This window comes from Paraburkholderia sp. SSBN10T (assembly GCF_056619545.1).
Genome location: NZ_JBWQQI010000040.1, coordinates 40,769 through 48,302, shown reverse-complemented (window position 1 = coordinate 48,302; position 7,534 = coordinate 40,769). Strand labels below are relative to the sequence as shown.

Below are 7,534 nucleotides of genomic sequence, written 5' to 3'. Positions count from 1 at the left end.
CAGGACAAGCGATCAGTCAAGTCGAACTTTACTTTTTCGATTATGTTCATTAAAGTTCGAAAACGAACACTATCGGTTCGATAGCTTTCTTTCCATGACGTAGGGGACACAGCAGGTGACGCAAGGCTCTAGATACGATTTGCTCGTCGTGGGCGGCGGGATCAACGGCGCCGGCATCGCACGCGACGCCGCTGGGCGTGGCCTGTCCGTGTTGCTCTGCGAACAGGACGATCTGGCCGCGCATACGTCGTCGGCCAGCACGAAACTCATTCACGGCGGCTTGCGCTACCTCGAGTACCGCGAATTCGGCCTGGTCCGCAAGGCACTGCAGGAACGCGAAACGCTGCTGCGCGCAGCGCCGCACATCATGTGGCCGCTGCGCTTCGTGATGCCGCACATGCCGAACCTGCGACCGGCCTGGATGATCCGCGCGGGCCTGTTCCTTTACGATCACCTCGCCCGTCGCGAGCTGCTGCCGGCCTCGCGCGGCATCGACATGCGCCGTCATCCGGCAGGCGCACCGCTGATCGAATCGATCAAGCGCGGCTTCGTGTATTCCGACGGCTGGGTCAACGACGCCCGCCTCGTCGTGCTGAATGCGCTCGACGCGCAGGAGCACGGCGCCACCATTCTCACTCGCACCAAGCTCGTCAGCGCCGTGCGCGCCGGCGGCGAATGGCACGCGCAACTGCGCCGCGCCGACGGCACGCAGCTCGACGTGCGCGCCGCTTCGATCGCGAACGCAGCGGGCCCGTGGGTGGGTGAACTGCTGCACGGCGCGCTCGGCCGCGACGCGAACCACAGCGTGCGCCTCGTCAAGGGCAGCCACATCGTCGTGCCGCGCCTGTTCGAACACGATCACGCATACATCTTCCAGAATCCGGACAAGCGGATCATCTTTGCGATCCCGTACGAGCACGACTACACGCTGATCGGCACTACGGATATCGAATACCGCGACGACCCCGCCAAGGTCGCGATCAACGCCGACGAGACGCAATACCTGTGCGACTCGATCAATCGTTACTTCAAGCAGCAGATCTCGCCGCGCGACGTGCGCTGGACTTACTCGGGCGTGCGTCCGCTGCTCGAGGAGGAAGGTGCGGACAACCCTTCGGCCGTCACGCGCGACTACCGTCTGGAACTCGATGCGCCCGCCGGTGAAGCGCCGCTGTTGTCGGTGTTCGGCGGCAAGATCACCACCTTCCGCAAGCTCGCCGAAGAAGCCGTCGACGAACTCGGCCGCGCGCTGCAGAACCCGGCGCCGGCGTGGACCGCGGGCGCACCGCTGCCCGGCGGCGATATTGCGCAGGCCAATTTCGAACGCTTCCTCGCGCAGCTCAAGCAGCAATATGCCTGGCTGCCCGCCGATCTCGCGCACCGCTACGGCCGTGCTTATGGCACGCGTGCAAAGCACGTGATCGGTGCAGCACGCTCGCTCGACGAACTGGGCCACGCTTTTGCGCCGGGTCTGTACGAAGCCGAACTGCGCTACCTGCGCGACGTCGAATGGGCCCGTAGCGCGCAGGACGTGTTGTGGCGCCGCTCGAAGCTTGGTTTGCACGTCGAGCCGGGCACCCTGGAAAGCATCACTCGGGAGATCGACGACTGGTTCGCACGCTCGCCCGAGCCGCTCAAGCGAGCCGTCGCGAGTCAGCACGCGTGAATACGCGCGGGCATGAATGAATACGCTTAAGAACGCAGAACCAAACGCATAAGCACGGCACGCCCACCGCAGGCGTGCTCCGCGCAAGGCAGCGAAAACACCGTATTCCGGCACGTTGATCAGTCACTGGAATGCACGAAGCCACGGCAGTTGCAGCAACCAAAAACAACAAGCCGTTCCCGTCGCGGGATATTCGATCCGGCGACTCATAACATGGAGAAGAGACAATGCAGGATCAGTACATCCTCGCGCTCGACCAAGGCACGACCAGCTCGCGCGCAATGCTTTTCGACCGTCAAGGCAACATCGTTTCGACGGCCCAGAAGGAATTCCAGCAAATCTATCCGCGTCCGGGCTGGGTCGAACACGACCCGCAGGAAATCTGGTCGACCCAGGCAGGTGTCGCAGCCGAGGCCGTCACCCGCACGGGGTTGAACGGCACGTCGATCGCCGCCATCGGCATTACCAACCAGCGCGAAACGACGATTGTCTGGGACCGCGAAACCGGCCATCCCATCTATAACGCGATCGTCTGGCAAGACCGCCGCACCGCCGATTTCTGCGACGAGCTGAAAGCAAAGGGCCTCGAAGAGAAAGTGCGCGCGAAGACCGGCCTGCCGATCGACGCGTATTTCTCCGCGACGAAGATCCGCTGGATTCTCGACAACGTCGAAGGCGCACGCGAAAAGGCCAACCAGGGCCGCCTCGCCTTCGGCACCGTCGATAGCTGGCTGGTGTGGAACTTCACCAAGCACGAACTGCACGTCACCGACGTGACCAACGCGTCGCGCACCATGCTGTTCAACATTCACACGCTGCAATGGGACGACGAACTGCTGCAGGCGCTCGACATTCCGCGCAGCATGCTGCCGGAAGTGCGCGCCTCGTCGGAGATCTACGGCCACTCCAAAACCACCGTGTTCGCCTCGAAGATCCCGCTCGCCGGCATTGCAGGCGACCAGCACGCCGCCCTGTTCGGCCAGATGTGCACGCGCTCGGGCATGGTGAAGAACACCTACGGCACGGGCTGCTTTCTCATGATGAACACCGGCGAAAAGCCGATCGAATCGAAGAACAACCTCGTGACGACGATTGCCTGGCAGATCGGCGATCAGATCAACTACGCGCTCGAAGGCAGCATCTTTATCGCGGGCGCAGTGGTGCAGTGGCTGCGTGATGGTCTCGGCATCATCAAGAGCGCGGCGGAAATCGAATCGCTCGCCCGCACGGTGCCGCACGGCGACGGCGTGTACCTCGTGCCGGCCTTCGCCGGCCTCGGCGCACCGCACTGGAACGCTCGCGCACGCGGCACGCTGTTTGGCGTCACGCGCGGCACGACCTCGGCGCATATCGCGCGCGCCGCGCTCGATTCGATCGCCTACCAGTCGCTCGACGTGCTGAAGGCAATGGAAGCCGACTCGGGCATCCGCATCGGCGAATTGCGCGTCGACGGCGGCGCCTGCGCGAACAATCTGCTGATGCAGTTCCAGGCCGACATCCTCGGCGTGGACACGGTGCGTCCGAAGATCAGCGAAACCACGGCGCTCGGCGCCGCGTATCTGGCGGGTCTGGCGGTCGGCTACTGGAAGGACGTCAACGAAGTGCAGAGCCAGTGGGCACTCGATCGCCGCTTCACGCCGGATATGGAGCCGCGCGAGGTCACGGAGAATCTGGCCGGCTGGCAACGCGCGATCCGTGCTGCCAAAGCATGGGCCGACACGCCTTGAGCGGTCCGCGCCGGTGTGGCCGGTGTGTATAGGCGCTGGTTAGTAGAGCCTGTGCACCTCGACAGAACCCCATAAACCCGCTATTTTGCCGCGCCATTGATTATTCATTGACGCCAAGAGGCCGCTTCCGAGGCGGCCTCCCTAAAAAATATATTTTGGAGAACCAATCATGTCACCCTACATAGCAGAATTCATCGGCACAGCGGTGCTCGTCCTGCTCGGCAACGGGGCCGTCGCTAACGTGCTGCTCGCCCGCACCAAAGGCAAGGGCGCCGACCTGATCGTCATCGTGATGGGCTGGGCGATGGCGGTCTTCGTTGCAGTCTTCATCACGGCGTCGTTCAGCGGCGCGCACCTGAACCCGGTGGTGACGATCAGCCTCGCGCTGGCCGGCAAGTTCGCCTGGAGCAAGGTGGCCGGCTATATCGCGGCGCAGATGCTGGGCGGCATGGCAGGCGCGGGCCTCGTGTGGATGGCATACCGCCAGCACTTCGAGAAGGAAACGGATGCCGACATCAAGCTGGCCACGTTCTGCACAGCGCCGGCGATTCGCAGCGCCCCGCATAACTTCCTGACCGAAATGATCTGTACGTTCGTACTGATTCTCGGCGTGCTGTATCTGGCTTCGCCGCAAGTCGGCCTGGGCGCGCTGGATGCCCTGCCGGTCGGCCTGCTGGTACTCGGTATCGGCATTTCGCTCGGCGGTCCGACAGGCTACGCGATGAGCCCGGCGCGCGATTTGTCGCCGCGTCTGATGCACGCGCTGCTGCCGATCCCCGGCAAGCGCGACAGCGACTGGCGCTATGCATGGGTGCCGGTGCTGGGCCCGCTCGCCGGCGGTGCGGCGGCTGCGTGGCTGTACCTGCATATGCATTGAGATTAAGTAAGCCGGACGGGGGCGAACGGCTCGCGCAGACGGCAACAAAGCACGTATCATGATGCTTTCAGTTTGCGCACGGACCGAAAGGTCCGCGCTCCTCTCGCTCCCTGTTCCGGCATGCTCGATCATCTTATCTGTGACTGCGACGGCGTTCTCGTCGACAGCGAAGTTATCGCTGACCACGTACTCCTTGAAACCCTGTCGGCCAGCTTCCCCGGCCTCGACTTCACCAGCGTCGTGAAAACGGCGTTCGGCCAGCAGACCTCACGCTTTCTCGAAGGTATCGAGGCGTCGTTCGGCATTACCCTGCCGGAGAATTTTCTGGAAACCGTCGAGCACAACGTCGAACTGGCGCTGGGCTCAAAGCTCAGTGCCGTAGGCGGCGTGCGCGACGCGCTGCAACGCGTGTCGCTGCCGGCGGCAGTCGTATCGAATAGCCGCATGCAGCGCGTGCAGGCTTCAGTGCGGCGGGCGGGGTTGCAGCAGGTGTTCGGCGAACGCGTTTTCAGCGCCGAGCAGGTGTCCCGGCCCAAGCCTTACCCCGACGTGTATCTGTTCGCCGCACAGCAACTGGGCGTGGAGCCGGCCAGGTGCCTGGTGGTCGAAGACAGCGTTGCCGGGCTGAGCGCGGCGCGGGCCGCCGGCATGAAGACCATCGCTTTCGTCGGCGCGAGTCATATTCCGGATGGATATGCAGATGCGCTGCGCAAGATGGGCATGACACGAATCATGCAGCATATGGATGAACTGCCGGCGCTGGTCGAAGCAGGCGTGCGCGGCGAGTTCGCGGACGTGCAGTCGTAGGAGACAGCGGGATGGTGCGAGGCGATGTCGCGTCCCGCGGTACGTCCCTCTGCGTAAAGTAAAAAAACCCGCGCTGACCAGGCGCGGGTTTTTTGTGTGTGCGGCGGATTGTGCCGCCGATCAGACCTCGTCTGCGCAGCACTCGCGCGCCGCAGCCAGCGCTTCACGGAACTCCACCAGTTCGGCAATCGTCAGCATCGGCAGATTGTGTTGCGCCGCGAAGCGCTCCACGTCCGCGCCGCGCGTCATCGTGCCGTCCGGATTCATCAATTCGCATAGCACGCCAGCAGGCTTCAGGCCGGCGAGGATTGCCAGATCCACCGTGCCTTCCGTGTGACCGCGCCGCGCCAGCACGCCGCCAGGCATCGCGCGCAGCGGGAACACGTGGCCAGGACTGACGATATCGGCCGGCTTCGCCGTATCGGCGATCGCAGCGCGAATCGTGGTCACGCGGTCGGCCGCGGAGACGCCGGTGCTCACGCCTTCACGCGCTTCGATCGACACCGTGAACGCCGTGCCATGGCGGCTCTCGTTGTTGACGGCCATCGGCGGCAGTTCGAGCGCACGAATCTTCTCGTCGGGCAAACACAGGCAGACGATGCCGCTGCATTCGCGGATCAGCAGCGCCATCGTCTCGTTGGTGAGGCGCTCGGCAGAGACGATCAGGTCGGCTTCGTTCTCGCGGTCGTGGTCGTCCTGCAGGACGACGGCGCGGCCATCGCGCATAGCCTGCAAGGCAGCGGCGATGCGCGGCGGGACCGGTTCGGTGGCAAGCAGGGGAAGATCGGCGAAGACGTTTTCGGCAATCGTCGAAGGAGCAGGAAAAGTAGCAAAGGACATTTGAAACGCTCTCGCAAAAGTTGGGCGAAAAACGTTTCAGGGCATTGCAAACAGGCAGCACTCGCCCCGCCGGACGTTCCAATGGAACGCCCACGCTCCGCTCATGTCATCGAGCAGCGCAACGGGGACCGACATGACTATCTGCACATCTTCTTCCATCCGGACTATGACCGTCGGCTCTGGCATCGCACCAGATCTGCTGACCCCACGTCGTTGGAGACATCGACGACACGGGCGCTCGCGGGCTCGCCGGCAAGCGCGATTGCGCTGCCGGCATACCGCCGGTGGGGAATTTCACCCCGCCCTGAAGACGCACTGATTGCCGGGATTTCCGGCAGGGGAAGCATACAACAGCCGCGCCCGCTCTGCAGCGCAGCAGCCATCGATTAGAACGACGTCTCGCTAGCAGGCGCTCAGGCTACCGCGCCGCATCGTGGTGCGGCACGTCCCAGCGCGGCGGCGTTTCAGCATTCAGCGTGACGCGAAACGCGCGCGCCTCGGTGTCGCCGGGATTGCGCAGGCTATGCGGCTGATCGGCGTCGAACACGATTGCGTCGCCGGTGGCAAGCAACTGGCGCTGCTCGTGCACGCTGACTTCGAGCGTACCCTCGCTCACCACCAGATTGACCGTCGTGCCCGGCGCGCGCCGCACACCCGGCTCGGTATGGAGCGGCGCGATGCGCAATTCATGGAATTCAGCGCTCACTGGTTCCGCATCGGGATACAGCGGCCGCGCGGAATAACGGCCGTTCGAACTGACGAGACGCGTCGCCCGGTCGGCGGGCAGATGCTCGAAGCCGTTGTTGGCATGGCGGCGCAAGAACGCGGCGACCGAGACCTTCAGGGCCGCCGCGACCTTACACAGCACCTTGATCGACGGCACGCTGCGGGCCGACTCGATCTGCGCCAGCATGGCGCGCGAGACGCCCGAAGCGCGGGCCAGCGCATCGAGCGAAAGCTGCCGTTCGGCCCGCAAACGGGCGAGATTGACACCGACCAGATGTTCCAGCGCATCGAACGGTTCCGCGGCCCGCGGCCCGTCGTGAGCATCGAGCGCATCATCGCGAACCAGCGCAAGCGGTGAATTCATGAGAACCTCCAGAAGCACCGCCGGATGGCGGGCAAAGGGTTAGTGGAGGCAAGATAGCATCGCGATTCGCTGCGCCCAACGAAGTTATCTTCACACTGAAATCTGTTCTGCTCTCATAGACTACTATGATCGTCTGAACCGACAAAAAACATCCGGGGCCACGATGAACAAGCCGCTACTTCTGCTGACGGTGCTTCTGGCTGGGTGCGCCAGCACCGCCGACATCGATACCAGCAAGGCCGAGCCGGACTGCGCCCACTCATGCAGCGCGAACTACTCCGAGTGCCTGGGCAAGTTCACGTTCTTTCCGATTGAAGCGCAGCACCAGTGCACGGATGCCATGAAACTCTGCGTTCAGGCTTGCCCGGCCAGAGGAACCGCCGCCACGTCTCCCACACCGGATGCATCGCAGCGGCTGGCGAATCTGGACGACCTGTATAAGCGCGGTCTGATCACCAAAGACGAGTACGATGCCAAGCGCGCCGAAATCCTGAAAGGCCTATAGGTCCCGCAGTCGTATGCGTGAG

Annotated in this window: 7 protein-coding genes and 1 riboswitch; of the genes, 5 read left to right on the top strand and 2 right to left on the bottom strand. The window is 63.6% G+C overall.

From position 1 onward, the window contains the following. The first annotated feature begins 115 nt into the window (after nucleotides 1–115). The 4 genes from glpD to AC1ECK_RS35880 all read left to right on the top strand — a co-directional run bounded on the left by glpD (nucleotide 116) and on the right by AC1ECK_RS35880 (nucleotide 5,077). Nucleotides 116–1,666, top strand: a complete 1,551-nt coding sequence (gene glpD / locus AC1ECK_RS35895) for a glycerol-3-phosphate dehydrogenase (protein ID WP_480327908.1) — start codon at nucleotides 116–118, stop codon at nucleotides 1,664–1,666. A gap of 227 nt (nucleotides 1,667–1,893) precedes the next feature. Beyond that, nucleotides 1,894–3,393 (top strand): glycerol kinase GlpK, encoded by a 1,500-nt coding sequence (glpK, locus tag AC1ECK_RS35890; protein WP_480327906.1) that lies wholly within the window; start codon nucleotides 1,894–1,896, stop codon nucleotides 3,391–3,393. A gap of 169 nt (nucleotides 3,394–3,562) precedes the next feature. Then, nucleotides 3,563–4,270 carry an MIP/aquaporin family protein gene (locus AC1ECK_RS35885; RefSeq protein ID WP_480327904.1) on the top strand — a complete coding sequence of 236 codons (708 nt, stop codon included), beginning with the start codon at nucleotides 3,563–3,565 and terminating at the stop codon, nucleotides 4,268–4,270. Nucleotides 4,271–4,390: 120 nt separating this feature from the next. Continuing rightward, nucleotides 4,391–5,077 (top strand): HAD family hydrolase, encoded by a 687-nt coding sequence (locus AC1ECK_RS35880; protein ID WP_480327902.1) that lies wholly within the window; start codon nucleotides 4,391–4,393, stop codon nucleotides 5,075–5,077. A gap of 120 nt (nucleotides 5,078–5,197) precedes the next feature. On the opposite strand, the gene ribB is transcribed toward AC1ECK_RS35880, so the two are convergent. Together ribB and AC1ECK_RS35870 are read right to left on the bottom strand one after the other, a co-directional pair. Then, nucleotides 5,198–5,917, bottom strand: a complete 720-nt coding sequence (ribB, locus tag AC1ECK_RS35875; protein WP_480327900.1) for a 3,4-dihydroxy-2-butanone-4-phosphate synthase — start codon at nucleotides 5,915–5,917, stop codon at nucleotides 5,198–5,200. A 143-nt stretch (nucleotides 5,918–6,060) separates the two neighbouring features. Continuing rightward, a riboswitch (FMN riboswitch) is annotated at nucleotides 6,061–6,233 on the bottom strand. Nucleotides 6,234–6,335: 102 nt separating this feature from the next. Continuing rightward, nucleotides 6,336–7,007: a helix-turn-helix domain-containing protein gene (locus AC1ECK_RS35870; protein WP_480327898.1), complete on the bottom strand. Its 672-nt coding sequence runs from the start codon at nucleotides 7,005–7,007 to the stop codon at nucleotides 6,336–6,338. A gap of 163 nt (nucleotides 7,008–7,170) precedes the next feature. Between AC1ECK_RS35870 and AC1ECK_RS35865 the strand changes: the two genes are divergently transcribed. Next, nucleotides 7,171–7,512 carry an SHOCT domain-containing protein gene (locus AC1ECK_RS35865; protein ID WP_480327896.1) on the top strand — a complete coding sequence of 114 codons (342 nt, stop codon included), beginning with the start codon at nucleotides 7,171–7,173 and terminating at the stop codon, nucleotides 7,510–7,512. Nucleotides 7,513–7,534: the final 22 nt, after the last annotated feature.